26 protein-coding genes and 1 riboswitch are annotated in these 23704 nt (G+C 42.4%); of the genes, 23 read left to right on the top strand and 3 right to left on the bottom strand.

The window, feature by feature from the left end:
* Position 1: 1 nt before the first annotated feature.
* The gene (gene serA / locus MKX71_RS11455) at positions 2–1579 is read right to left on the bottom strand and encodes a phosphoglycerate dehydrogenase (protein ID WP_004398713.1); all 1578 of its coding nucleotides are present in this window, start codon (positions 1577–1579) and stop codon (positions 2–4) included.
* A 208-nt stretch (positions 1580–1787) separates the two neighbouring features.
* A riboswitch (FMN riboswitch) is annotated at positions 1788–1922 on the top strand.
* Positions 1923–2075: 153 nt separating this feature from the next.
* On the opposite strand from serA, the gene fmnP reads away from it, so the two are divergent.
* Complete coding sequence (gene fmnP / locus MKX71_RS11450) at positions 2076–2648, top strand: riboflavin transporter FmnP (protein WP_004399159.1); 573 nt, start codon at positions 2076–2078, stop codon at positions 2646–2648.
* A 39-nt stretch (positions 2649–2687) separates the two neighbouring features.
* Here fmnP and MKX71_RS11445 read toward each other — a convergent pair whose 3' ends face one another.
* Positions 2688–2936, bottom strand: coding sequence for a ferredoxin (locus MKX71_RS11445; RefSeq protein WP_003225461.1), 249 nt, complete (start codon positions 2934–2936; stop codon positions 2688–2690).
* Positions 2937–3201: 265 nt separating this feature from the next.
* Here MKX71_RS11445 and MKX71_RS11440 point away from each other — a divergent pair, with 265 nt between their 5' ends.
* The 17 genes from MKX71_RS11440 to fni all read left to right on the top strand — a co-directional run bounded on the left by MKX71_RS11440 (position 3202) and on the right by fni (position 19069).
* Positions 3202–4260 carry a helix-turn-helix domain-containing protein gene (locus tag MKX71_RS11440; protein ID WP_004398594.1) on the top strand — a complete coding sequence of 353 codons (1059 nt, stop codon included), beginning with the start codon at positions 3202–3204 and terminating at the stop codon, positions 4258–4260.
* Entirely contained in the window at positions 4253–5743 is a 1491-nt protein-coding gene (locus MKX71_RS11435) for an ATP-dependent DNA helicase RecQ (protein ID WP_339231113.1), read from the top strand. The genes MKX71_RS11440 and MKX71_RS11435 overlap by 8 nt, the downstream gene beginning before the upstream one ends.
* 26 nt (positions 5744–5769) lie before the next feature.
* On the top strand, positions 5770–6372 hold the full coding sequence (locus MKX71_RS11430; RefSeq protein WP_003230529.1) for a CPBP family intramembrane glutamic endopeptidase: 603 nt from the start codon (positions 5770–5772) through the stop codon (positions 6370–6372).
* Positions 6323–7045 carry a LysM peptidoglycan-binding domain-containing protein gene (locus MKX71_RS11425; protein ID WP_264099018.1) on the top strand — a complete coding sequence of 241 codons (723 nt, stop codon included), beginning with the start codon at positions 6323–6325 and terminating at the stop codon, positions 7043–7045. Before MKX71_RS11430 ends, MKX71_RS11425 begins: the two co-directional genes overlap by 50 nt.
* Before the next feature lie 62 nt (positions 7046–7107).
* On the top strand, positions 7108–7551 hold the full coding sequence (locus MKX71_RS11420) for a YpbF family protein (RefSeq protein WP_003230531.1): 444 nt from the start codon (positions 7108–7110) through the stop codon (positions 7549–7551).
* Positions 7552–7636: 85 nt separating this feature from the next.
* On the top strand, positions 7637–8416 hold the full coding sequence (locus tag MKX71_RS11415) for a metallophosphoesterase (RefSeq protein ID WP_003230532.1): 780 nt from the start codon (positions 7637–7639) through the stop codon (positions 8414–8416).
* 158 nt (positions 8417–8574) lie between these two features.
* A complete protein-coding gene (locus MKX71_RS11410) occupies positions 8575–9159 on the top strand; it encodes a genetic competence negative regulator (RefSeq protein WP_003230533.1) in 585 nt (194 codons plus the stop codon).
* Positions 9160–9314: 155 nt separating this feature from the next.
* Complete coding sequence (gudB, locus tag MKX71_RS11405; RefSeq protein ID WP_003230536.1) at positions 9315–10589, top strand: NAD-specific glutamate dehydrogenase; 1275 nt, start codon at positions 9315–9317, stop codon at positions 10587–10589.
* A gap of 108 nt (positions 10590–10697) precedes the next feature.
* A complete protein-coding gene (locus tag MKX71_RS11400) occupies positions 10698–11672 on the top strand; it encodes a YpdA family putative bacillithiol disulfide reductase (protein WP_015714182.1) in 975 nt (324 codons plus the stop codon).
* A 119-nt stretch (positions 11673–11791) separates the two neighbouring features.
* Positions 11792–12448, top strand: coding sequence for a glutamic-type intramembrane protease PrsW (gene prsW / locus MKX71_RS11395; RefSeq protein ID WP_014480144.1), 657 nt, complete (start codon positions 11792–11794; stop codon positions 12446–12448).
* Positions 12449–12600: 152 nt separating this feature from the next.
* The gene (sleB, locus tag MKX71_RS11390; protein WP_015714181.1) at positions 12601–13518 is read left to right on the top strand and encodes a spore cortex-lytic enzyme; all 918 of its coding nucleotides are present in this window, start codon (positions 12601–12603) and stop codon (positions 13516–13518) included.
* Between the two features lie 34 nt (positions 13519–13552).
* Positions 13553–14905 (top strand): germination protein YpeB, encoded by a 1353-nt coding sequence (ypeB, locus tag MKX71_RS11385; protein ID WP_003230547.1) that lies wholly within the window; start codon positions 13553–13555, stop codon positions 14903–14905.
* Positions 14906–14998: 93 nt separating this feature from the next.
* Complete coding sequence (gene dgrA / locus MKX71_RS11380) at positions 14999–15652, top strand: cyclic di-GMP receptor DgrA (protein WP_339231110.1); 654 nt, start codon at positions 14999–15001, stop codon at positions 15650–15652.
* Between the two features lie 44 nt (positions 15653–15696).
* Complete coding sequence (locus tag MKX71_RS11375; protein WP_003230553.1) at positions 15697–15873, top strand: YpfB family protein; 177 nt, start codon at positions 15697–15699, stop codon at positions 15871–15873.
* A gap of 78 nt (positions 15874–15951) precedes the next feature.
* On the top strand, positions 15952–16626 hold the full coding sequence (gene cmk, locus MKX71_RS11370; protein WP_003230555.1) for a (d)CMP kinase: 675 nt from the start codon (positions 15952–15954) through the stop codon (positions 16624–16626).
* 232 nt (positions 16627–16858) lie between these two features.
* Entirely contained in the window at positions 16859–18007 is a 1149-nt protein-coding gene (gene rpsA / locus MKX71_RS11365; protein ID WP_014477197.1) for a 30S ribosomal protein S1, read from the top strand.
* Between the two features lie 12 nt (positions 18008–18019).
* On the top strand, positions 18020–19069 hold the full coding sequence (gene fni / locus MKX71_RS11360) for a type 2 isopentenyl-diphosphate Delta-isomerase (protein WP_339231107.1): 1050 nt from the start codon (positions 18020–18022) through the stop codon (positions 19067–19069).
* Between the two features lie 42 nt (positions 19070–19111).
* Here the strand turns inward: fni and MKX71_RS11355 are convergent, their stop codons facing one another.
* Positions 19112–19243: a YpzI family protein gene (locus MKX71_RS11355; RefSeq protein ID WP_003225499.1), complete on the bottom strand. Its 132-nt coding sequence runs from the start codon at positions 19241–19243 to the stop codon at positions 19112–19114.
* A 77-nt stretch (positions 19244–19320) separates the two neighbouring features.
* Between MKX71_RS11355 and MKX71_RS11350 the strand changes: the two genes are divergently transcribed.
* The 5 genes from MKX71_RS11350 to MKX71_RS11330 all read left to right on the top strand — a co-directional run bounded on the left by MKX71_RS11350 (position 19321) and on the right by MKX71_RS11330 (position 23514).
* Positions 19321–19920 (top strand): hypothetical protein, encoded by a 600-nt coding sequence (locus MKX71_RS11350; RefSeq protein WP_003230560.1) that lies wholly within the window; start codon positions 19321–19323, stop codon positions 19918–19920.
* The gene (locus MKX71_RS11345) at positions 19917–20810 is read left to right on the top strand and encodes a YIEGIA family protein (RefSeq protein ID WP_003230562.1); all 894 of its coding nucleotides are present in this window, start codon (positions 19917–19919) and stop codon (positions 20808–20810) included. Before MKX71_RS11350 ends, MKX71_RS11345 begins: the two co-directional genes overlap by 4 nt.
* The gene (locus MKX71_RS11340) at positions 20807–21001 is read left to right on the top strand and encodes a hypothetical protein (protein ID WP_003230563.1); all 195 of its coding nucleotides are present in this window, start codon (positions 20807–20809) and stop codon (positions 20999–21001) included. Before MKX71_RS11345 ends, MKX71_RS11340 begins: the two co-directional genes overlap by 4 nt.
* Positions 21002–21154: 153 nt before the next feature.
* Positions 21155–22465: a ribosome-associated GTPase EngA gene (gene engA, locus MKX71_RS11335; protein WP_014480134.1), complete on the top strand. Its 1311-nt coding sequence runs from the start codon at positions 21155–21157 to the stop codon at positions 22463–22465.
* A 17-nt stretch (positions 22466–22482) separates the two neighbouring features.
* Positions 22483–23514, top strand: coding sequence for an NAD(P)H-dependent glycerol-3-phosphate dehydrogenase (locus tag MKX71_RS11330; protein WP_029317981.1), 1032 nt, complete (start codon positions 22483–22485; stop codon positions 23512–23514).
* Positions 23515–23704: the final 190 nt, after the last annotated feature.

The following is a 23704-nucleotide window of genomic DNA, read 5'->3' as shown; positions in this document are numbered from 1 at the left end:
ATTATGGCAGATCAATGAGCTTCACAGACACAATATCAGGGACATTTGTTAGTTCTTTCACAATTTTATCTTCCAGATGTCTGTCAAAGGAAAGCATCATGATGGCTTCTCCGCCTTTTTCCTTACGGCCAACCTGCATAGTTGCAATGTTAATATCATTATCTCCGAGAATACGTCCTACTCGGCCGATGACACCTGTTGTATCTTGATGCTGGATATACACCAAGTGACCAGTCGGATAAAAATCAATATTAAATCCATTGATCTCGACAATTCGTTCTCCGAAATGAGGAATATACGTAGCCGTTACAGTAAAGGTGCTGCGGTCTCCTGTCACTTTTACGCTGATGCAGTTATCGTATCCAGATTCAGAAGAGGAAATTTTTTCACTGAAGCTAATGCCGCGTTCTTTTGCGACACCCCCGGCATTGACCTCGTTAACAGTAGAGTCAACGCGCGGTTTTAAAAAGCCTGACAGAAGGGCTTTTGTAATGAACGATGTTTCAAGTTTAGCAATTGTGCCTTCATATTGAATGGCAACATCCTGTACTGGTTCTTTCATGCACTGTGATACAAGGCTGCCAATTTTTCCTGCAATTTGATGGTAAGGCTTAATTTTAGCAAATTCATCTTTTGTCATGGCAGGCAGGTTGATAGCTGACATGACAGGCAGGCCTTTTGCGAACTGCAGAACTTCTTCTGACACTTGGGCGGCGACATTGAGCTGTGCTTCTTTCGTTGATGCTCCCAAGTGAGGAGTGGCAATGACTAATGGATGATCAACAAGTTTGTTGTCAACTGGCGGTTCGACTTCGAAAACGTCAAGCGCTGCTCCCGCAACATGCCCGTTTTCCAAAGCTTCGAGAAGTGCTGCTTCATCGATAATTCCGCCTCGCGCACAGTTAATTAAGCGAACGCCTTTTTTCGTTTTTGCAATCGTTTCTTTATTCAATAAGCCTTTTGTTTCTTTTGTTAAAGGCGTGTGAACGGTAATGATATCCGCACTTTCAAGCACTTCTTCAAATGTACGGCTGTTTACGCCGATTTTTTTCGCTCTTTCTTCCGTTAAGAAAGGATCAAAAACGTGCACAGTCATACCGAACGCTCTCGCACGCTGTGCAATTTCACTTCCGATTCGGCCTAATCCTACAATACCAAGCGTTTTTCCATAAAGCTCTGAACCGACATAAGCTGTGCGGTTCCACTCTCTGGATTTCACTGAGATATTAGCCTGCGGAATGTGTCTCATTAAAGAAGAGATCATTGCAAATGTATGCTCAGCTGTCGAAATGGTGTTGCCGTTCGGAGCATTGATCACGATTACCCCGTGTTTCGTAGCCTCATCAATATCGATATTATCGACACCGACACCGGCTCTTCCGACAATTTTTAAAGAAGTCATTTTGTTGAAAAGGTCTTCTGTTACTTTTGTCGCGCTTCGCACCAAAAGAGCATCAAAAGTATGTAATTCATCTTCTGCATCTGCTACGTTTTTTTGAACGATTTCAATAAAGTCTGATTCAATAAGTGGCTGTAAACCGTCGTTGCTCATTTTGTCTGAGACCAATACTCGAAACATCGTTAGATTTCCTCCTAAATTGACAAACTAAATATCTGATAATTTAACATATTCTCAAAAGAGTGTCAACGTGTATTGACGCAGTAAAGGATAAAAGTAAAGCCTAATAAATCAATGATCTGACAGCTTGCAGGTAATATATTTAATTTGAAGCAATTCTCTATACAGCCAACCAGTTATCGTTTATAATGTAATTAAATTTCATATGATCAATCTTCGGGGCAGGGTGAAATTCCCTACCGGCGGTGATGAGCCAATGGCTCTAAGCCCGCGAGCTGTCTTTACAGCAGGATTCGGTGAGATTCCGGAGCCGACAGTACAGTCTGGATGGGAGAAGATGGAGGTTCATAAGCGTTTTGAAATTGAATTTTTCAAACGTTTCTTTGCCTAGCCTAATTTTCGAAACCCCGCTTTTATATATGAAGCGGTTTTTTTATTGGCAGGAAAAGAACCTTTCCGTTTTCGAGTAAGATGTGATCGAAAAGGAGAGAATGAAGTGAAAGTAAAAAAATTAGTTGTGGTCAGCATGCTGAGCAGCATTGCATTTGTTTTGATGCTGTTAAATTTCCCGTTTCCGGGTCTTCCGGATTATTTAAAAATCGATTTTAGCGACGTTCCCGCTATTATTGCCATTCTGATTTACGGACCTTTGGCGGGTATTGCCGTAGAAGCGATAAAAAATGTTCTTCAGTATATCATTCAGGGAAGCATGGCCGGAGTTCCTGTAGGGCAAGTTGCGAATTTTATTGCAGGAACACTCTTTATATTACCGACTGCTTTCTTATTTAAAAAACTCAACTCAGCAAAGGGCTTGGCTGTCAGCCTGCTTTTGGGAACTGCAGCGATGACCATTTTAATGAGTATTTTAAATTATGTTCTGATTCTTCCGGCATACACGTGGTTTTTACATTCACCGGCATTATCCGACAGCGCGCTAAAAACAGCAGTCGTCGCAGGTATCCTGCCGTTTAACATGATAAAAGGTATTGTAATTACGGTTGTATTCTCACTAATTTTTATCAAGCTTAAGCCATGGATTGAGCAGCAGCGAAGTGCACATATCCATTAAATAAAAAAGCTCCCGTTCGGGAGCTTTTTTTAGTTACTTCTATTCAAATTTAAGCGGGTCGCCTTCAAATGGCTCATCCGCCACTTTGATGGAATCAGTAGGGCATCCTTCAAATGCGTCAATCATATCTTCTTCCAGTACCTCAGGAACTTCGACAACACCTTTGTTTTCATCAAGCGTTACGAACGCGATGCCTTCATCATCGTAATCGTAAATGTCTGGTGCAGCAGCTCCGCAAGCGCCGCATGCAATACATGTATCTTTGTCTACGATTGTGTACTTTGCCATGAATAAAACCTCCCAGATTGTTCTTGGTGGAACAAATGGATCAATCTTTATATTTAATCAATTTAACACCTATTCCTCTTACTTATTGTAATGATGTTGCTGCCACATTTCAACAGAAAAATGATTGAGAATGCTTATCACATAAGGGGTTATCTACATAACATCCCCCTTAATGATGACTTTAAACGTCGATTTCTGTTTGAAATCTGTTAAAATAAAAAGAGCAAATCAACGATTTTTGTCAGGAAGAATGTAGGTGGATAGGTTGTCATTAAATTACTTCGATATTATGGTTCTCGATTGTCTTTGCAAAATAAACGGGGAACGGTCGGGAAGCGCTGTTTTTCACCTATTCAAAGGCAAGAGATCGTCACAGACCATTCAAGATGCCGGCTTATTTCAGACTGCAAAATACTTTGGAATGGCGGCAAAATGTTCGAGAAGCGATATTTCTGCGTCGCTTGACAAGCTTGAAAAGCATTCATATCTCGCGCCAATGTCTGAATCAGATACATACAAAGTGACAGCCAGCGGCGCAGCAGTTTTGAGACATGCCCTTAGCGAGCGGCCTTGGCCCGTTCATTGTCACGGCGCTCATTATCAGCAGGCTGCCGGCGTGCTTTGGAAAAGGCTTTCGCTGCTTGTGCAGGTCCTATCCCATAAACAGCAAGGGAGCAGGCAGTATATCCCTGTCACAAAGGATCATAAGACACTTCACTGGGTAAAGAAATACCTGTCCCGGCATACGGATCATATAGAGATGGCAAAAAGCCTTTTTGCCATGCTTGAGGCGCATTTGAAAAAGATTGAAAACAAAGCAGCGCAAATTTTTGTCTACTCCTTAACCTCGCACCATCGGATCGGTTATACGAGCAGGCAGCTTGCTGATACGCTGAAAGAAGACGAATGGTATGTCTATATCATGTTTTGGGCTTCGGTACATTATTTTATTCATTCTCTTCCGGAGTGTGAAGATGCTTTGTTAAAGGATCTCCTTTCTGATGTGCACTTAGATAATGCCCTGACAGAGTCGACGAGGAAAACATGGCAGATGGTCAAACAAGGGTTTCCGATACAGCGAATTGCTGAAATCAGAAAGCTGAAAACAGCGACGATTGAAGACCACATTGTCGAGATTTCTCTCCATGAGCCTGCGTTTATGATTAATGACTATGTATCAGCAGAAGACCAGCTTCAAATCGCAGAGTTTGCCAAACGGATGCGGACGAATAAAATCAAACAAATTCGCGACGGGCTGGAACAGCGGTTCAGCTACTTTCAAATCAGACTGGCATTGACAAAGCAGGTGCAGCAATATGACTAAATTACAGCAAACGTTATATCAGTTTTTTGGTTTTACTTCCTTTAAAAAAGGGCAGCAGGACATTATTGAAAGCATACTCAGCGGGAAGGATACCATTGCAATGCTCCCGACTGGGGGAGGGAAATCGCTTTGCTACCAGCTGCCTGGTTATATGCTTGACGGCATGGTATTAATCGTTTCTCCACTGCTTTCTTTAATGGAGGATCAGGTGCAGCAGCTCAAAGCCCGGGGGGAAAAGCGTGCTGCAGCTTTGAACAGCATGCTTAACAGGCAGGAAAGACAATTTGTTTTAGAACATATTCATCGATATAAATTTTTGTACTTGTCTCCTGAAGCTTTACAGTCTCCATATGTATTGGAAAAATTGAAAAGCGTTCCGATTAGCCTATTTGTTATTGACGAAGCGCATTGTATTTCTGAATGGGGACACGACTTCAGGCCTGATTATTCAAAGCTCGGACAGCTGAGAAAAAAACTTGGTCACCCGCCCGTTCTGGCATTGACCGCCACGGCTACAAAGGAAACGCTGCAAGATGTCATGAACCTGCTGGAGCTGCAGCATGCTGTACGCCATCTCAACTCAGTCAACCGCCCAAACATCGCACTGAGGGTTGAAAATGCGGCGGATACTGCCGAAAAAATAGATAGGGTCATTCAGCTGGTTGAAAACCTGCAAGGTCCGGGAATTGTTTATTGTCCAACACGGAAATGGGCCGAGGAATTAGCGGGTGAAATTAAAAGCAAAACGAGCAGCAGAGCCGACTTTTACCATGGCGGTTTGGAGTCAGGGGACAGGATTTTAATTCAGCAGCAGTTTATTCATAACCAGCTTGATGTGATATGTTGTACGAATGCGTTTGGAATGGGTGTCGATAAACCCGATATCAGATATGTGATTCATTTTCATCTCCCGCAGACGGCAGAAGCTTTTATGCAGGAAATCGGCAGAGCGGGACGTGATGGAAAGCCGAGTGTCAGCATTTTGCTGCGGGCGCCAGGGGATTTTGAATTGCAGGAACAGATTATCCAGATGGAGAGTGTCACAGCTGAAGAAATCGCCGACGTGATCCGTGTGCTAGAGAAGACGGAGGAGCGGGATGAGAGAAGGCTGCGTGACGTATTACTTCAGTATGGCGTCGGAGAGACACAGGCCCGTATGATGATTCATCTCTTTATGCAGGGAAAAACATCAGTTGAACTGATGAAGAAAGAAATTTCATATCGCATGGAGCTGAAGCTGGAAAAAATGCACCGTGTATCATTTTTGCTTCAGCGTGACGGCTGTTTAAGGCAGGCACTGTTAACCTACTTTGATGAATCATACGAGCCTGATGACGGAAACCTCCCGTGCTGTTCACATTGCGGTTTTGATTTATCCTTGTATGAACAAAAAGGGGAACGGAGTAAAATGGCGCTATTAGACAGCTGGAGTTCGGAATTGCACCGGATATTCAGCTTGCAGACTGTAGGTGAGCTGAACTGAAACAGCAAAAAGATTATATTCAGCATATGACTGACCATGATATGCTGAAGCAGTTATATTTGACGCAGCTACTCATCATCTTTGCCGCTGCTGCAGCAGGACTGTTCTTTTTTGAGGATGTACGGGACGTATTAAAGCTCTGGGACATTCGCGATATGCGAATCATCTGGTATGGTGTTTCTATAGCTGTTATTGTTATTTTAGCCGATATGGCAGTAATGAAATGGTTTCCGTCTCATTTATATGATGACGGCGGAATCAATAAAAAAATATTCAGTAAGAGGTCAATCCCTCATATTATATTTTTAACGCTTCTGATTGCTTTCGCGGAAGAAATGTTATTCAGAGGAGTGCTGCAGACTCATATCGGTTTATGGACGGCCAGCCTTATATTTGCCGCTCTGCACTTTCGGTATTTGTCAAAATGGCTGTTATTTATTATGGTGACAGCAATCAGCTTTTTGCTCGGTCTGATGTATGAATGGACCGGCAACTTATTTGTTCCGATGACGGCGCATTTTATCATTGATGCCGTGTTTGCCTGTCAGATTCGTTTTGAACATGTGAGGAGGGATAAACATGACGAACATGTCGAGAGTAGAGAGAAGAAAAGCCCAGAATCTTTATGAAGATCAAAACGCCGCATTGGCGGACGATTATGTCGATGATGGAGAAAGCCTTCCGACAAGACAATCTGTAAAAAATCAAAGAGAACAGAAAAAAAAGCAAGGCAAAACAAAAACGCCATTATTCACAGTACTCGCAGTAATATTTGTATTTGTGCCGGTTATCGTTTTAGTCACCTTATTTTATCTAAAGAGCCACCCGGATAATCATGACGATTATGAAGATGTTTTTATTGACAGCAGCCAAAGCAAATATGAGGTTGTCCCGAAATCAGAGGATAAAAACGATACCGCAGACACTAAAGAAACCGCACTGCAGAAGGAGTCAAAAAAAGAGCCAGAAGATTCCAAGCCAAAAGAGCAAACAGCTGCTGATAAGAAACAGACTGCTGTAGCGGAAAAAGAAGACTCGGCAAATAAGGAGGAAGCAACCGCCGCGGCTGCTTCCTCTTCCCAATCAACAGTACAACAGCAAGAACAGCCAGCTGAGCCAGTTCAAAATGTGCCGAATCGCGTTGTCAAGCACACCGTCCAAAAGAAAGAAACGCTATACCGCATTTCCATGAAGTATTATAAAAGCCGGACAGGAGAAGAAAAAATTCGAGCGTATAATCATCTGAATGGAAATGATGTTTACACCGGACAAGTTTTGGACATCCCCTTAATGGATGAATAGGGTATTATTTTTATTTTACGTTCATATATTGTAGCAATGAAAATGGACAAGGTGTGAAGCGTATGGAATCCTTATGGAATCAGCTGGATCAGTTTACAGACGCGCCGACCAAACAGATGCTCCAAGCGCTTGTAAAACGAAAACAAAAATTCGAAAATTATGCAGCGCAATGCCGCAGATGGCGATGGGCTTCACTTATCTGCCTAGGCTTATTATGTGTTATGATCATGATCAAAAGCCCGGAGCCTCAGCTTATACTTCAAGAAATACTTAGCCATACCTTTTATTTATTTTGGATGCTGGCAACCGCTTTTGCCTACTGCACTTCATATTATTTCAAGAAAAAGGAAGAGAAATCCGAGACTGATTTCCATAAACTGAGATGTGAAATTATTCAGAAAAGCACTGATCTCTGGCCGCAGCCCGATAAATGGAAGGCGAGAGAGTCTGTTTTTCACATGATGAAGCACAAATATGACATTAATCTATATTTTGAAAGTAAATAAAATGGGGCGTTTTCTCAAACGATAGAAACGTCTTTTTTTATTGTCCGTCTTATTGATAAGTTCTAAAAAGAATGGAGAGTTTTTTATGAAGCTATCAGTGAAAATTGCCGGTGTACTAACTGTTGCGGCAGCGGCAATGACGGCAAAAATGTATGCAACAGCAAAAGGCAATCATTTGAAGACACATACGTTTCCTTTATCAAAGATGAAGGGCAAGCCGCCTCTGACAATCTTTTTTATTTCAGACATTCACAAACGTCTCATCGATCAAGACCTTTTAGAAAAAGCACGAAGCCATGCCCCCCACTTGGTTATAATCGGCGGTGATTTAGCTGAGGGCGGGGTGCCCAGTGCGAGAATCGAGGAAAACATCAAAAGGCTCGTACATTTCGGGGTCCCTATCGTGTTTGTGTGGGGGAATAATGATTATGAAGTCAGGCAGCATAAGCTGTATTCCATATTTAAAGCGCACGGCGTCATCACTCTGAGAAATGAGTCAGTCCCGTTTTCATACAATGGGCATACGATTGCGATTGCGGGGGTTGATGATATCAGGATGGAGATGGATCATTATGAGGAAGCCATCAAAGAACTTGATGAAAGCCAGCTGAATATTCTGGTTTGCCATAATCCGGAGATTCATGAACAAATCAATGAAGATGACGGTATTGATGTGATACTCAGCGGACATACCCATGGAGGCCAGATCAGGTTTGGAAAATTCGGTCCTTATGAACTGGGGAAAACAGGTATTGTTAAAAACGCGGCATATCTGATCAGCAACGGCTACGGCACGACAAAAGTGCCTCTTCGTTTAGGTGCTGAGCCTGAAACTCACATTGTGACTCTTTGCGGGCCAGAATAACTTCTAAAAAGCAAAAATCCGTATGGCAATAAAAACTGCATTGTGCTTGTCTTACTAGTGAACTCAGTGTAAACTGATAACAATTAAGAACCTATGACTCATCATCTCATATAATGTGTTATATGATTTGTGTGCAAGTAGAGGCAGGAGGGAACGTTATGCGGCTTGAGCGTCTGAATTATAATAAGATCAAAATCTTTTTAACCCTCGATGATTTGACAGACCGGGGATTGACAAAAGAAGACCTCTGGAAGGACTCATTTAAAGTCCACCAGTTATTTAAAGATATGATGAATGAAGCAAATACAGAGCTCGGCTTTGAAGCGAATGGACCGATTGCAGTGGAAGTGTATTCTCTCCAAGCACAAGGGATGGTCGTGATTGTAACAAAGAACCAAGACGCCGATTCAGAAGACGATGAGTATGATGATGATTACATCGAAATGCAAGTCAAGCTTGATGAAAGCGCGGACATCATATATCAATTCCATTCCTTTGAAGATATCATTCAGCTTTCAGAAAGCTTACAGCGAATCGGTATCACAGGGGGAACTGTCTACCACTATGACGGGCAGTACTTTTTAAGCCTTGAAGATCTAGGGTCACATACGGCTGAAGGGGTTGTGGCGGTTCTGGCTGAATACGGCAATCCGACAACTTTAACGATTTATCGCCTGCAAGAGTATGGTAAGCTCATTATGGACGGTAATGCCGTAGAAACGATACAAACTCATTTTTCATAAGAATGCAACGGAAAACTGCTGATTTCAGCAGTTTTTTTTCGTTAAAAAACATGGAAAAACATAACGTTTATTCTATGCACAGATCATATGAAGGTGTATACTATTCTCTGAAAGGGAGCATGTGAGAAACAGAAGATTCTAGGAGGTTAACTCAAATGGCAGCCGATCGAAACACCGGTCATACAGAAGAGGACAAACTTGATGTATTAAAATCAACCCAAACCGTAATACATAAGGCTCTGGAAAAATTGGGATATCCCGAAGAGGTATACGAATTGTTAAAAGAGCCGATGAGATTATTAACGGTAAAAATACCTGTTCGTATGGACGACGGTTCAGTAAAGATTTTCACAGGATATCGTGCGCAGCACAATGACTCTGTCGGTCCAACGAAAGGCGGGATACGTTTTCACCCGAACGTAACAGAAAAAGAGGTGAAGGCGCTTTCAATTTGGATGAGTTTAAAATGCGGCATAATTGATCTTCCATATGGCGGTGGTAAAGGCGGAATTGTTTGTGATCCAAGGGATATGTCGTTTAGAGAGCTGGAGCGTCTGAGCAGAGGGTATGTCAGAGCGATCAGCCAAATTGTCGGCCCGACAAAAGACGTGCCGGCACCGGATGTATTTACAAACTCACAAATCATGGCTTGGATGATGGATGAGTATTCAAGAATTGATGAATTTAATTCGCCTGGATTTATTACAGGCAAACCGCTTGTGCTTGGCGGATCTCACGGGAGAGAATCTGCGACAGCAAAAGGTGTTACCATCTGTATTAAAGAAGCGGCTAAGAAGAGAGGCATCGATATTAAAGGTGCGCGTGTCGTTGTCCAAGGCTTCGGAAACGCGGGAAGCTATTTGGCAAAATTTATGCATGATGCGGGGGCAAAAGTTGTCGGCATCTCAGATGCGTATGGCGGACTTTATGATCCGGAAGGCCTTGATATCGATTATTTACTCGACCGACGCGACAGCTTCGGTACCGTAACAAAGCTTTTCAACGATACCATTACCAACCAAGAGCTGCTGGAGCTGGATTGTGATATTCTCGTTCCTGCTGCGATTGAAAATCAAATTACAGAAGAAAATGCCCATAATATCCGGGCTAAAATTGTCGTTGAAGCAGCGAACGGACCAACAACGCTTGAAGGAACAAAAATTCTTTCAGACCGGGACATTCTGCTTGTACCAGACGTGCTGGCAAGTGCCGGTGGCGTAACAGTTTCTTATTTTGAATGGGTTCAGAATAACCAAGGCTTCTACTGGAGTGAAGAAGAGGTAGAAGAAAAATTAGAAAAAATGATGGTCAAATCATTTAACAATATTTACGAAATGGCTAACAACCGAAGAATTGACATGAGGCTCGCTGCATATATGGTCGGCGTTCGCAAAATGGCTGAAGCTTCGCGTTTTAGAGGCTGGATATAAGTTGATGATTTGCATAAAAATAAAAAATCTCCTATGATAAAATAGGAGATTTTTTTATTCGGAAATAGAAAATATGAAGTGAAATGCCAATCGCAGGAGTTGACAGAAATGATTCAAGAAAAAGCAATTATTATAGGCGGAGGACCTTGTGGACTATCTGCTGCCATTCACCTAAAACAAATTGGCATTGATGCCCTCGTCATCGAAAAAGGCAATGTCGTTAACAGTATTTACAATTACCCGACGCATCAAACCTTTTTCAGTTCAAGTGAAAAGCTCGAAATCGGAGATGTGGCATTTATTACAGAGAACAGGAAGCCTGTCAGAATTCAGGCTTTATCGTATTACCGGGAAGTCGTTAAACGGAAAAACATCCGTGTTAATGCGTTTGAAATGGTGCGTAAAGTGACGAAAACGCAAAATAACACATTCGTTATTGAGACGTCAAAAGAGACCTACACGACGCCATATTGTATCATCGCCACAGGCTATTATGATCATCCAAACTATATGGGCGTACCCGGTGAGGATTTGCCGAAAGTATTTCATTATTTTAAAGAAGGCCACCCGTATTTTGATAAAGATGTTGTTGTCATTGGCGGGAAAAATTCAAGCGTGGACGCCGCCCTTGAACTCGTGAAATCTGGGGCGCGTGTCACAGTTTTATATAGGGGCAATGAGTATTCTCCAAGCATTAAGCCGTGGATTCTGCCAGAATTTGAAGCCCTCGTCAGAAACGGTACAATCCGTATGGAATTTGGCGCTTGTGTCGAAAAAATCACCGAGGATGAAGTTGTGTTTCGCTCCGGAGAGAAAGAACTCATTACCATTAAAAATGATTTTGTATTTGCCATGACAGGCTATCATCCCGATCATCAATTTCTTGAAAAAATTGGTGTTGAAATTGATAAAGAAACAGGGCGTCCATATTTCAACGAAGAAACGATGGAAACGAACGTTGAAGGTGTCTTTATTGCCGGGGTTATTGCTGCGGGAAATAATGCAAATGAAATATTTATTGAAAACGGCAGGTTTCACGGGGGGCATATCGCAGCGGAAATCGCCAAAAGAGAAAACCATTAAAGATGAGGAGCATATGATGCATTCGTATGCTCTTTTTGTTTTTTTAAGTGCAGACAGATGTAAAATTTTAAACAACATGGTAGGATAGACGTAGGAATATAAAGGAAAGAGGTTGCCTGATGTTTGCAATCATCTCTGCAGGAATTGCCCCCGGCATCGCGTTATTAAGTTATTTTTATTTAAAAGATCAGTATGATAATGAACCTGTACATATGGTGCTACGGTCGTTTTTTCTCGGGGTTGTTCTTGTATTTCCCATCATGTTTATCCAGTATGTACTTGAAAAAGAGAATGTAGGAGGCGGAAGCTTTTTCGTTTCTTTTTTATCTTCGGGGTTTTTGGAGGAATCATTAAAATGGTTTATACTGATGATCAGTGTCTACCCGCACGCCCACTTTGATGAGCATTATGACGGGATTGTGTACGGTACAAGTGTATCACTCGGTTTTGCAACCCTCGAAAATATTCTTTATTTAATTGGCCACGGCGTGGAGCATGCGTTTGTCAGGGCGCTGCTGCCTGTTTCATGCCATGCCTTGATTGGCGTTATAATGGGATTTTACCTTGGAAAAGCCCGTTTTTCCGCTGATAAGGCGCGTGTAAAGTGGCTTACTCTTTCTTTAGTTGTCCCATCCCTTTTGCATGGATCATATGATTTTATCCTAACAGCGCTTAGCAATTGGATTTATTATATGCTTCCATTTATGGTATTTTTATGGTGGTTTGGTTTGCGTAAAGCGAAAAAAGCCCGTTCCGTTAATATGATGCAAGTATAGAAGCTGCACAGCAACCGTGCGGCTTTTTTGTGTGCAGTTTTTACAAAAGAGTTTTTATGTTCTGAGGGATAACAAGGAAAGAGTGTATAAAAATAACCTCGTTACAGAAAATACGATTACACTTAAAAATTTGCAGTAGGAGGCTTGAAAAGATGAAGTCCAAAGGATCGATTATGGCATGTCTCATCCTTTTTTCCTTTACAATAACGACGTTTATTAATACTGAAACGATCTCTGCCTTTTCGAATCAGGTCATTCAAAGAGGGGCAACAGGGGATGATGTGGTCGAACTTCAGGCGCGTCTTCAATACAACGGATATTATAACGGAAAAATTGACGGGGTTTATGGATGGGGGACGTACTGGGCAGTTCGAAATTTTCAGGATCAATTCGGGTTAAAAGAGGTTGACGGCCTTGTAGGAGCTAAAACAAAGCAAACCTTAATATGTAAATCAAAATACTATCGTGAATATGTCATGGAACAGCTCAATAAAGGGAATACATTCACGCATTACGGAAAAATTCCGCTAAAGTATCAGACGAAACCATCAAAAGCAGCAACACAAAAGGCAAGACAACAAGCAGAAGCACGGCAGAAACAGCCTGCGGAAAAAACAACGCAGCAGCCTAAAGCGAATGCGAATAAACAGCAAAACAATACACCAGCAAAAGCAAGAAAACAGGATGCGGTAGCAGCGAACATGCCTGGTGGATTTTCCAACAACGATATCAGGCTGCTTGCTCAAGCGGTTTATGGCGAAGCCCGGGGCGAGCCGTACGAGGGGCAGGTTGCTATTGCAGCAGTCATTTTAAACCGTTTGAACAGCCCGTTATTTCCAAATTCAGTAGCGGGGGTTATTTTTGAGCCGCTTGCCTTCACAGCAGTAGCCGACGGACAAATTTACATGCAGCCGAATGAAACGGCACGAGAAGCAGTGCTGGATGCCATCAATGGCTGGGACCCATCAGAGGAAGCACTTTACTACTTTAATCCGGATACGGCTACAAGTCCGTGGATTTGGGGGCGTCCGCAGATTAAAAGAATCGGTAAACACATTTTCTGTGAGTAGCAGATATGAGAAAGCATAAAAAGAGGTGTGATAAATGATCAGAGGAATTTTAATCGCCGTGCTTGGTATTGCAATAGTCGGTACAGGCTACTGGGGATACAAAGAACACCAGGAAAAAGACGCAGTTCTTCTTCATGCTGAAAATAACTATCAGCGGGCGTTTCATGAGCTTACCTATCAGGTGGATCAGCTTCATGATAAAATCGGAACAACACTTGCCATGAACAGCCAAAAATCACTGTCGCCTGCATTGATCGATGTGTGGAGGATTACATCAGAAGCTCATAACAGCGTCAGTCAGCTGCCGCTTACATTAATGCCGTTTAATAAAACTGAAGAGCTATTATCAAAGATCGGCGATTTCAGCTATAAAACGTCAGTCAGAGATTTGGACCAAAAGCCGCTTGATAAAAACGAGTATACATCACTAAATAAGCTATATCAGCAGTCCGAAGATATACAAAATGAATTGCGTCATGTTCAGCACCTTGTCATGAGCAAAAACCTTCGCTGGATGGACGTAGAAATGGCTCTGGCTTCTGACGAAAAACAAAGTGATAATACGATTATCAACAGCTTTAAAACAGTCGAAAAAAATGTTGGTGCATTCTCCACTGGCACTGATCTTGGCCCGAGTTTCACCAGTACGAAAAAAGAAGAGAAAGGCTTCAGCCATCTGAAGGGAAAACAAATTTCCGAACAGGAAGCAAAACAAATTGCTGAGCGCTTTGCCCCAGATGACAATTATTCAATTAAAGTGGTAAAGAGCGGAAAAAAAACAAATCGCGATGTATATAGCATCAGCATGAAAGACCCAGACCATAAAGCAGTGATTTATATGGATATTACGAAGAAGGGCGGGCATCCGGTATACTTGATCCAAAACAGAGAAGTGAAAGATCAGAAAATCAGTTTAAATGACGGATCGAACCGAGCGCTTGCATTTTTAAAGAAAAACGGATTTGAAACAGATGATTTGGAAATTGATGAAAGTGCCCAATATGATAAAATCGGTGTATTTTCATATGTTCCTGTTGAAAATAAAGTCCGGATGTACCCCGAGGCAATTCGTATGAAAGTGGCCTTGGATGACGGTGAGGTTGTCGGCTTTTCAGCAAGAGACTTCCTCACATCTCACAGAAAAAGAACCATACCTAAGCCTGCAATTACTGAAGCAGAGGCAAAGTCTAAATTAAATAAAAATGTACAAGTGAGAGAAACAAGGCTCGCTTTGATTACAAATGAACTAGGTCAAGAAGTGTTATGCTACGAAATGCTTGGGACAATTGAAAATGACACATTCAGAATGTATATCAATGCCAAAGACGGATCGGAAGAAAAGGTTGAAAAACTAAAAAATGCAGAACCTATATATAAAGACCTATAAAAAACAGGAGGAAAGGACTAAATGTCTTTTCCTTTTTTTCATTACGTGCTTTAATAAAAACGTGAGTATATTGAATGCGAAAGAGTGAAGTCAATGATAGAGATTGGAGAAACTGTACTCTTAGAATATATAGAAGAAAATGAATTGAAAAAGGCAAAAAGCAAGGCGGTCAGCATCGAAAACAATGAACTTTTGATCGCGTATCCTGTTGATGTAGTTACAGGGCGAACTGTGATTTTACATAACGATATGGAAGTAACGGTAGAGTTTGTGGGAAAAGACGAAGTTCCTTATCGCTTTATAAGCCGTATAAAAGGTAAAGTGAAGGACAAACTTCAAATGATCTGTCTTGAAATGCCTCCCCGTGAAAAAATGAAAAGAATCCAGCGCCGCCAATATGTAAGAACTGATGCGGTATTAGATGTGCAAATTCAGCCGGGAAATGAAGAAGAGATCCGCACACTATCCTATAACATCAGTGCAGGCGGCATCGCCGTGGTTTTAGCTGATGGCCTTTCTTTTCAATCGGGGGAATCATTGCGCCTGATCATCCGTCTTCCTGAAGAGGAGCACACACGTCAAATAGAAACAGAAGCAGTTGTCAGACGAATCTTTAATGACCCCAAGTCAGAAAAACGAAAAATGACTTTAGAGTATTCAGAAATTGCAGCAGGTGACCAGCAGGCTTTGCTTCAATACTGCATCAGGCGCCAGTTAAATAAGAGAAGAAAGGCCCGAATGGAATAAACATCGGCAAACACTTCCATACTATTTGTAATGGAGGTGCTCCAATGAAAACATTTGAACGGCTGCTGATCAAATTATTGTTCATTCAGGCCATCATTTTACTTGGTGTCCAATTTCTTTTTCACTATCAGCATATTGAACCATACGTATCAAAAGTGATTCAATATGAAGGGGTGGATAAAATGGAGGAAAACAATAGGATTGAAACCTTCAAACATTAATTATTCATCAATTTTTCACCCTTTTTCATAAAGTTCGTGATACAATCCTTAGAGGAGAAAAGAGCAAGGAGAGGAATTATGGAAAAGAAATTATCGATTGCAATCGACGGCCCGGCAGCTGCGGGGAAAAGCACCGTTGCCAAAATTGTGGCTGAGAAAAAATCGTACATATATATTGATACAGGAGCGATGTATCGGGCGATTACGTACGCGGCTTTACAGGAAAACGTTGATCTGACAGATGAAGAAAAACTGGCTGAGCTGCTAAAGCGGACAGACATTGAGCTGATTACAACAAAAGATGGACAAAAAGTGTTTGTAAACGGCACCGATGTAACTGAGGCGATCAGAACAGATGAAATCAGCAACCAAGTTTCAATTGCGGCCAAGCACAGAAGTGTCAGAGAAGAAATGGTGAAACGCCAGCAGCAGCTTGGGGAAAAAGGCGGCGTCGTCATGGATGGTCGTGACATCGGGACGCATGTGCTGCCAAATGCAGAAGTAAAAATCTTTCTTTTGGCATCTGTGGAAGAGAGAGCGAAACGCCGTTATGAAGAAAATGTGAAAAAAGGCTTTGATGTCAACTACGAAACATTAATTGAGGAAATTGCAAGAAGAGACAAGCTTGATTCAGAGCGCGAAGTATCTCCGCTGCGTAAAGCAGAAGACGCTCTTGAAATCGACACGACATCGCTTTCCATTCAAGAGGTAGCTGATAAAATCCTCGAGGCTGTGGAGCAAAAGTCCCGCTGAGGATGGCAAATGCCACTTTTTTTGAATTTTTCAACGAAGATAGAATGTTATTGCTTGACAAACCTGTCCTTTTATTAGAAGTTAATACTAATAAAACTTTTTATTGATCATTCAAAAAACTTTTTTGGATGATTCTTTAATACATATTCGGCTAAAAGCGGGCATGTTATATGTTCAGCTTTCAAACCGTTTTAATTAAGCTGTGTAGGTTTGGACCAAGGAGGTTATTCAAATGACAGAGGAAATGAATCAAATTGATGTTCAAGTGCCAGAGGTTGGAGATGTAGTTAAAGGGATTGTGACAAAGGTAGAAGACAAACATGTAGATGTAGAAATTATCAATGTCAAACAATCCGGTATTATTCCAATCAGTGAATTATCAAGTCTTCATGTAGAGAAAGCATCGGATGTTGTTAAAGTAGACGACGAGCTTGACCTGAAAGTAACAAAAGTGGAAGACGATGCTTTGATTTTATCTAAACGTGCTGTTGATGCAGACCGCGCTTGGGAAGACCTTGAGAAAAAATTTGAAACAAAAGAAGTGTTTGAAGCTGAAGTGAAAGATGTCGTGAAAGGCGGCCTTGTCGTTGATATCGGCGTTCGCGGTTTTATTCCGGCATCACTTGTTGAAGCACATTTCGTTGAAGACTTCACTGACTATAAAGGAAAAACACTGTCACTGCTCGTTGTAGAGCTTGACCGTGATAAAAACCGCGTGATCCTTTCACACCGTGCTGTTGTTGAAAGTGAACAAGCGAATAAAAAACAAGAACTTCTTCAGTCTCTTGAAGTTGGAAGTGTACTTGATGGCAAAGTACAGCGCCTGACTGACTTTGGCGCGTTTGTTGATATTGGCGGCATCGACGGACTTGTACACATTTCACAGCTTTCCCACTCTCATGTAGAGAAGCCGTCTGACGTTGTTGAAGAGGGACAAGAAGTAAAAGTGAAAGTGTTATCGGTTGACCGTGATAATGAACGTATTTCTTTATCGATCAAAGATACACTGCCTGGACCTTGGAGCCAAATCGGCGAAAAAGTGAAGCCTGGCGATGTGCTTGAAGGAACTGTACAGCGTCTTGTAAGCTTCGGTGCCTTTGTTGAAATCCTTCCAGGTGTTGAAGGTCTCGTTCATATTTCTCAAATTTCCAATAAACACATCGGCACGCCGCATGAAGTCCTTGAAGAAGGACAGACTGTAAAAGTGAAGGTTCTTGATGTGAATGAAAATGAGGAGCGCATTTCATTAAGCATGCGTGAACTTGAAGAAACGCCTAAAGCTGACCAGGAAGATTACCGTCAATATCAAGCGAAGGAAGAAACAAGCACTGGCTTCCAGCTTGGAGATCTGATCGGAGATAAGCTGAATAAACTAAAATAATTGGTGATAAACGTGACTCGAGCAGAACGAAAAAGACAACACATCAATCATGCCTTGTCCACCGGCCAGAAGCGGGAAACAGGTCTTGATGATATTACGTTTGTTCACGTCAGTCTGCCCGATCTTGCATTAGAACAAGTAGATATTTCCACAAAAATCGGCGAACTTTCAAGCAGTTCGCCGATTTTTATCAATGCAATGACTGGCGGCGGCGGAAAACTTACATATGAGATTAATAAATCGCTTGCGCGAGCGGCTTCTCAGGCTGGAATTCCCCTTGCTGTGGGATCGCAAATGTCAGCATTAAAAGATCCATCAGAGCGTCTTTCCTATGAAATTGTTCGAAAGGAAAACCCAAACGGGCTGATTTTTGCCAACCTGGGAAGCGAGGCAACGGCTACTCAGGCAAAGGAAGCCGTTGAGATGATTGGAGCAAACGCACTGCAGATCCACCTCAATGTGATTCAGGAAATTGTGATGCCTGAAGGGGACAGAAGCTTTAGCGGCGCATTGAAACGCATTGAACAAATTTGCAGCCGGGTCAGTGTACCGGTCATTGTGAAAGAAGTCGGCTTCGGTATGAGCAAAGCATCAGCAGGAAAGCTGTATGAAGCTGGTGCTGCAGCTGTTGACATTGGCGGTTACGGGGGAACAAATTTCTCGAAAATCGAAAATCTCCGAAGACAGCGGCAAATCTCCTTTTTTAATTCGTGGGGCATTTCGACAGCTGCAAGTTTGGCGGAAATCCGCTCTGAGTTTCCTGCAAGCACCATGATCGCCTCTGGCGGTCTGCAAGATGCGCTTGACGTGGCAAAGGCAATTGCGCTGGGGGCCTCTTGCACCGGAATGGCAGGGCATTTTTTAAAAGCGCTGACTGACAGCGGTGAGGAAGGACTGTTTGAGGAGATTCAGCTGATCCTTGAGGAATTAAAGTTGATTATGACCGTGCTGGGTGCCAGAACAATTGCCGATTTACAAAAGGCGCCCCTTGTGATCAAAGGTGAAACCCATCATTGGCTCACAGAGAGAGGGGTCAATACATCAAGCTATAGTGTGCGATAAATGATAAAAGCCCAAAACCATATGTGGTTTGGGCTTTTTGTATTATGATTTTCGCTTTTTGAATCTTCCGTTTTGTTCAAGGCTTGTCGCTCCGTCATAGTGAATGGACTGGTCGCGGTCTGATTCGACTCTGCCTGAAGCTTTGAGTTTTTTCTCTTGTCTGTCTTTTCCCATGATCATACTCCTTAATGTGAGATCGATTGTTTAAAAAATGTGCTTGAACTCCATACTGGGAATATGGAGGAAGTAAAATGGAACAATTTTATTACTATTGGTCAATGTGGTTTCTGTGGGTTCTGACAACATTTATTTTTGAAAAGACGAAAAGACGAATTGCCGTCTCTGTCTTTATTTTAACTAATATTATTCTAAGCATACATGACATCGCTTTATATTTTTCCCTGAATGCTGCATATTTGATGTTTTTCGTTTGCGGATGTGTCTATGCCGGGTATTTGGGAATGTATCGTTTTCGTTACATCATGGTCTATCTGACGCTTGTTGCCGCGTATGCGTTTGTTTATCTTTTTGCATTATATGACCCGGTTTGGTTCATCATAAAACCTGAGTGGGCTGCTGTTATATTAATAGTGCTTTTAACAGCTTCTGTTGAAAGGAATTTTGAGAAGCAGCTTGTCTTATTTGTCCTAGGGATGTGCCAAGGCGAACTGGTGTATTCATTTGTGATCCAGAAGTTGGCCGGGGCTATGGCTGTCGGCGGCTTTCAATGGCTGAATGCGTGTTCTGCGGGGATGATATTGCTGTTTGGCATATCTAAATACGAACACCTCGCAAGCCAGATTGGTCAGAAAAGCAAAAGATCAAACAAAGGAGCTACCAAAATGTCATGAGTGATTACATCTATCCGATTATTGCTGGGGTCATTGCCGGAATTGCGACAAGGCTTTATATGCTGAAAACGGATTACCGCCAGTATCCGACCTATGTTCATGGGAAAGTGATTCACATCGCACTGGGGTTGATAGCGGCTGGTTTAGGTGCAATTATTATGCCGGCGCTTTTGCAGGAGGAATTTACGGCCATCACATTTTTAACATTGGCAGCGACGCAATTTAGAGATGTCCGAAACATGGAGCGGAACACATTGACGCAAATGGATTCGTATGAACTTGTCTCAAGGGGAAGCACATATATTGAGGGGATTGCCATTGCGTTTGAAAGCAGAAATTATATTGTGATCTTTACAGCGCTTTTGACAACCTCTGCGTATGTGTTTTTATCCATCTGGGCTGCAGTCATAGCGGCTGTCGTTTGTTTTTTACTGGCCATGAAGTTTATGTCGGGCAGTGTGTTGAAGGATATTGTAGATATCGAGTACATAAAGCCGCGCTTTGACGGTCCGGGACTGTTTGTTGATAATATTTATATGATGAATATCGGGCTTCCAGAGAAACAGGAACTGATTTTAAAGCATGGCATGGGCTTTATTTTGACGCCGAAAAACTTTAATTCAGCAGCGACGATAGCAAATTTAGGGCAGCGTCAGGCCATTTTATTTGATGTTTCCAATGTGCTCGGGGTTTATCGGGATTCAGGAGAGCCATCTTTGACACCAATTGCAAAACGGGATTTAAATGATGGGAGAGTGGCAGTATTTGTTCTCCCGCAAATTCACCATCCCGAAACGGCTGTTCAAATTATTAGCAATGTTCCAACCCTGGAAAATGCGATTAGAATGCCGACTGAATTTATCAAGAATCAGGATAAGGTGATAGGATGAGTGAATCTCTTACGAAAGTGATTTTGTCTGTAATCACGACAAATCGAAATCGGGTTGCAGGGGGAGCACCTGTCTTTTTTTGCAATGACCAAAAGGAGATGGAGCTTTTCGCTAAAAATCTTGAGGCGATCCTTGATGGAATAGCTCACAGAATCGGAGATGACGTGTATTTGATCGTGAAACATTTTTAAGAATAGTTGTGATCCCAGTAAAAACTGATATAATAAATGAGTTAAGCCCTTCCTCTGAAGGGTTTCTTTTCATAAAAGTGAATGAAATGATTTTAATAACCGGTTGAAAATTTATGTAAAAATGAAAGCGGCTGGATTGAAAGGAAGGGTACTATGGGTAAACCTGTCGTAGCCATTGTCGGGAGACCAAATGTAGGAAAATCCACAATCTTTAACCGGATTGCGGGAGAAAGAATTTCAATAGTAGAAGATACCCCTGGCGTGACAAGGGATCGGATATACAGCTCGGCTGAATGGCTGAATTATGATTTTAATTTGATTGATACGGGCGGTATTGATATCGGTGATGAGCCGTTCTTAGCGCAGATTCGCCAGCAGGCTGAAATCGCCATGGATGAAGCGGACGTGATTATTTTTATGGTGAACGGCCGTGAAGGCGTGACAGCTGCTGATGAAGAAGTGGCGAAAATTTTGTACCGCACAAAAAAGCCTGTTGTTTTAGCGGTTAATAAACTGGATAACACAGAAATGAGAGCGAATATTTATGATTTTTATTCGCTAGGCTTTGGCGAGCCGTATCCAATTTCGGGAACACACGGACTCGGACTGGGTGATTTACTGGATGCCGTTGCAGAGCATTTTAAAAACATTCCAGAAACGAAATACAATGAGGAAGTTGTTCAATTCTGTCTGATCGGACGTCCGAATGTCGGAAAGTCCTCACTTGTGAATGCGATGCTCGGCGAAGAACGCGTTATTGTCAGCAACGTGGCTGGAACGACAAGAGATGCTGTTGATACGTCATTTACTTACAACCAGCAGGAGTTTGTCATTGTCGATACTGCAGGTATGCGAAAAAAAGGGAAAGTCTATGAAACGACTGAGAAGTATAGTGTACTGCGGGCGCTAAAAGCGATTGACCGCTCAGAAGTCGTGGCGGTTGTGCTGGATGGCGAAGAAGGCATTATTGAACAGGACAAGCGTATCGCCGGTTATGCACACGAAGCGGGCAAGGCCGTCGTCATCGTCGTAAACAAATGGGATGCTGTTGACAAAGATGAGAGCACGATGAAAGAATTTGAAGAAAATATTCGCGATCATTTTCAATTTCTGGATTATGCGCCAATCCTATTTATGTCTGCCTTAACGAAAAAACGGATTCATACGCTGATGCCTGCGATTATTAAAGCGAGTGAAAATCATTCACTTCGAGTTCAGACGAACGTCTTAAATGATGTCATCATGGATGCTGTGGCAATGAACCCGACACCGACTCATAACGGTTCTCGTTTGAAGATTTACTATGCGACTCAAGTGTCGGTAAAGCCGCCAAGCTTCGTTGTGTTTGTAAACGATCCGGAATTGATGCATTTTTCATACGAACGGTTTTTAGAAAACCGAATCAGAGACGCGTTCGGTTTTGAGGGGACACCAATCAAAATATTTGCAAGAGCTAGAAAATAAAAAGGTGTGAAGCAAATATGAAAAAAGTCACAATGCTCGGAGCGGGGAGCTGGGGAACAGCACTGGCTTTAGTGTTAGCTGATAATCATCACGGTGTAACCATGTGGGGGCACCGTGATGATCTGATCCATCAAATCAATGATCAGCATGAAAATAAAGATTATTTGCCGAACGTCAAGCTTCCAGAATCAATAGAGGCAACAACGGATATGAAGACAGCTGTTTCAGACGCGGATTTCATTATCGTTGCTGTTCCAACAAAAGCAATTCGGGAAGTGCTGAGACAGGCTGTCCCTTTTATAACGAAAAAGGCAGTCTTTGTTCATGTCAGCAAGGGTATCGAGCCAGATTCACTTCTGCGCATTTCTGAAATTATGGAAATTGAGCTCCCGAGTGATGTCAGAAAAGATATTGTTGTCCTTTCCGGCCCGAGTCATGCGGAAGAAGTAGGGCTGCGGCACCCCACAACTGTTACTGCATCTTCAAAGAGCATGAGGGCAGCAGAAGAGGTGCAGGATCTATTTATTAATCACAATTTTCGGGTATACACAAATCCTGACATTATCGGAGTTGAAATCGGAGGGGCTTTAAAAAATATTATTGCCCTTGCTGCAGGAATTACAGATGGTTTAGGGTACGGCGACAATGCCAAAGCTGCTTTGATTACACGCGGACTTGCTGAAATCGCGAGACTCGGAACGAAAATGGGCGGAAATCCCTTGACGTTCTCTGGATTGACAGGAGTAGGCGATCTGATTGTGACGTGCACAAGTGTTCATTCCAGAAACTGGCGCGCGGGCAATTTGCTCGGAAAAGGGTACAAGCTTGAAGATGTTCTTGAAGAGATGGGAATGGTAGTCGAAGGCGTTCGCACGACGAAAGCGGCTTATCAGCTTTCGAAGAAATATGATGTTAAAATGCCGATTACAGAAGCTCTCCATCAGGTTCTATTCAATGGACAAAAAGTGGAAACCGCTGTTGAATCTTTAATGGCGAGAGGGAAAACCCACGAGATGGAGGATTTGGTAAATACGTTTGAAAATCAGTGAAGTAAAAGTGTCAATCAAATGATGGATCGCATATCCTAATTGAACGAAAGCCCGAAAAACAGAAGAACACCCAAGTCTTGGGATCTCCTGAAACATTTTGCCGATTTAGGCAATAGAGGATGCATCTGTATGCCAAGTCGCATACTATAGCATCGAAGTCCAAGAGAGTGTTTCTTAAACGTGCAGGTGA

The organism is Bacillus sp. FSL M8-0071 (genome assembly GCF_037975455.1).
Taxonomy (GTDB): Bacteria; Bacillota; Bacilli; order Bacillales; family Bacillaceae; genus Bacillus; species Bacillus subtilis.
The sequence above is the reverse complement of the archived record's forward strand: the minus strand, read 5'-3'. Positions and strand labels throughout refer to the sequence as shown.

Coding starts and splice junctions, on each gene's coding strand:
- MKX71_RS11400 (WP_015714182.1), top strand. CDS start 10,698: ATGATTCAAGAAAAAGCAATTATTATAGGCGGAGGACCTTGTGGACTA.
- MKX71_RS11350 (WP_003230560.1), top strand. CDS start 19,321: ATGGAACAATTTTATTACTATTGGTCAATGTGGTTTCTGTGGGTTCTG.
- MKX71_RS11355 (WP_003225499.1), bottom strand. CDS start 19,243: ATGGGAAAAGACAGACAAGAGAAAAAACTCAAAGCTTCAGGCAGAGTC.
- prsW (WP_014480144.1), top strand. CDS start 11,792: ATGTTTGCAATCATCTCTGCAGGAATTGCCCCCGGCATCGCGTTATTA.
- MKX71_RS11445 (WP_003225461.1), bottom strand. CDS start 2,936: ATGGCAAAGTACACAATCGTAGACAAAGATACATGTATTGCATGCGGC.
- sleB (WP_015714181.1), top strand. CDS start 12,601: ATGAAGTCCAAAGGATCGATTATGGCATGTCTCATCCTTTTTTCCTTT.
- dgrA (WP_339231110.1), top strand. CDS start 14,999: ATGATAGAGATTGGAGAAACTGTACTCTTAGAATATATAGAAGAAAAT.
- MKX71_RS11435 (WP_339231113.1), top strand. CDS start 4,253: ATGACTAAATTACAGCAAACGTTATATCAGTTTTTTGGTTTTACTTCC.
- engA (WP_014480134.1), top strand. CDS start 21,155: ATGGGTAAACCTGTCGTAGCCATTGTCGGGAGACCAAATGTAGGAAAA.
- MKX71_RS11430 (WP_003230529.1), top strand. CDS start 5,770: ATGACTGACCATGATATGCTGAAGCAGTTATATTTGACGCAGCTACTC.
- MKX71_RS11375 (WP_003230553.1), top strand. CDS start 15,697: ATGAAAACATTTGAACGGCTGCTGATCAAATTATTGTTCATTCAGGCC.
- MKX71_RS11420 (WP_003230531.1), top strand. CDS start 7,108: ATGGAATCCTTATGGAATCAGCTGGATCAGTTTACAGACGCGCCGACC.
- MKX71_RS11330 (WP_029317981.1), top strand. CDS start 22,483: ATGAAAAAAGTCACAATGCTCGGAGCGGGGAGCTGGGGAACAGCACTG.
- gudB (WP_003230536.1), top strand. CDS start 9,315: ATGGCAGCCGATCGAAACACCGGTCATACAGAAGAGGACAAACTTGAT.
- MKX71_RS11415 (WP_003230532.1), top strand. CDS start 7,637: ATGAAGCTATCAGTGAAAATTGCCGGTGTACTAACTGTTGCGGCAGCG.
- MKX71_RS11410 (WP_003230533.1), top strand. CDS start 8,575: ATGCGGCTTGAGCGTCTGAATTATAATAAGATCAAAATCTTTTTAACC.
- MKX71_RS11425 (WP_264099018.1), top strand. CDS start 6,323: ATGACGAACATGTCGAGAGTAGAGAGAAGAAAAGCCCAGAATCTTTAT.
- rpsA (WP_014477197.1), top strand. CDS start 16,859: ATGACAGAGGAAATGAATCAAATTGATGTTCAAGTGCCAGAGGTTGGA.
- MKX71_RS11340 (WP_003230563.1), top strand. CDS start 20,807: ATGAGTGAATCTCTTACGAAAGTGATTTTGTCTGTAATCACGACAAAT.
- ypeB (WP_003230547.1), top strand. CDS start 13,553: ATGATCAGAGGAATTTTAATCGCCGTGCTTGGTATTGCAATAGTCGGT.
- MKX71_RS11345 (WP_003230562.1), top strand. CDS start 19,917: ATGAGTGATTACATCTATCCGATTATTGCTGGGGTCATTGCCGGAATT.
- cmk (WP_003230555.1), top strand. CDS start 15,952: ATGGAAAAGAAATTATCGATTGCAATCGACGGCCCGGCAGCTGCGGGG.
- serA (WP_004398713.1), bottom strand. CDS start 1,579: ATGTTTCGAGTATTGGTCTCAGACAAAATGAGCAACGACGGTTTACAG.